The organism is Asaia sp. SF2.1 (assembly GCF_000505765.1).
Lineage (GTDB): Bacteria > Pseudomonadota > Alphaproteobacteria > Acetobacterales > Acetobacteraceae > Asaia > Asaia bogorensis.
Genome location: NZ_AYXS01000048.1, coordinates 125,946 through 127,140 on the forward strand (window position 1 = coordinate 125,946; position 1,195 = coordinate 127,140).

Sequence of the window (1,195 nt, forward strand, 5' to 3'; positions counted from 1 at the left end):
CTCACCGCGGTAGTTGAAGGTCAGGCTCGGTGTGATCTTGTAGGCAGCGAAGGTGACGACGCTCCAGGTTTCGGCACGCAGACCGTCATCGTGCAGGAAATTGAACTCTCCTGTGAGGCTCAGTTTGTCATTGACCGTGTAGAATGCGGCAATGTCGTTCCACCAGCGCTGCGCCGTATTGGCACGGGGGCCAAGTGCCGCAACGGCATTTTCTGGGCCGACACGCGACAGTTCGTTGATGTTCAGTTTTCCATGAGCCAGGCCGATGAGGTTGAACCCGAAATAGCCGGCGGCTGCATTGTTGTTGTCGTTGCGGCCCCACGTCGTCTGGTTACCGGTATCGACCCCGAAGTTGAAATCAAACATCGGGGTGACATGCCAGTGGAACATGGCGCCGAGATGCTCGAAGGGTACGGAATACTGAGACGTATAGGCCAGAGAATAAAAAGGACGCAGTGTCGGATCCAGTACTTCGACGCCCATGGGGGCTGGCAGGATGCCGGCCTGCATGTCGATGCCACCCTTCGACAAGATCGGGGCGTGCACATCCACATGGGCCTGCGCCGGAAGCAGCTGGTAGCGGTCGCTTGTCATTTTGTTCGACAGGCCAAGCAGGTGATAGTAGCGCGCATCCGATCCATAGAGCGCTTCAAGCATGAAGCCGATCTGATATTCGGATTTCGTCGGATCGATTGCCTTGGACAGGGTGAGGCTGATCTGGTTCAGCTGGGCCTGATTGGCATGGTCACCAAGAAAGTTACCGAAATTGATGCCGTTATCCGGTCGTGCAGGGTTTGCCATGATGCCGCCCTCGATCAGACCGGACAGATTGACCCCCTGCAGCCACGGGTTGGTGGCCGTCTTGAACAGAGGAATATCGGCAAGGGCTGTGCCGGGGAGGGCGGTTAGTGCGCCTGAAATCAGGGCGCCTGCAGAAATGGTTTTACAGAAACGGCTCGTTATATCGCGAATCAGGTCCATAACCCATCCCTATCAGAAGCCCCTGGGGGCAATTCAGTCAGCTAAAAGAATTTATTTTGATTTGATAATTTTATCAAGAAGGCAACATAATTAGTTCGACACTGTGCTTTTCAGATGACAGTTCGATAATGGCCCCTCAAAACGGCTTTTTTTTCATTGAGTCCGTATTTGAGGTCGCGGCCCCGCATGGTCAGTAACAGCGTGTCACGGCAGG

At 54.6% G+C, this 1,195-nt stretch carries 1 protein-coding gene; it reads right to left on the reverse strand.

Going from position 1 to position 1,195, the window contains the following annotated elements:
- Positions 1–981, reverse strand: a 981-nt coding sequence (locus tag P792_RS33410; protein WP_084331117.1) for an outer membrane beta-barrel protein, incomplete at its 3' end; no start/stop codon positions are given.
- Positions 982–1,195 lie beyond the last annotated feature (214 nt).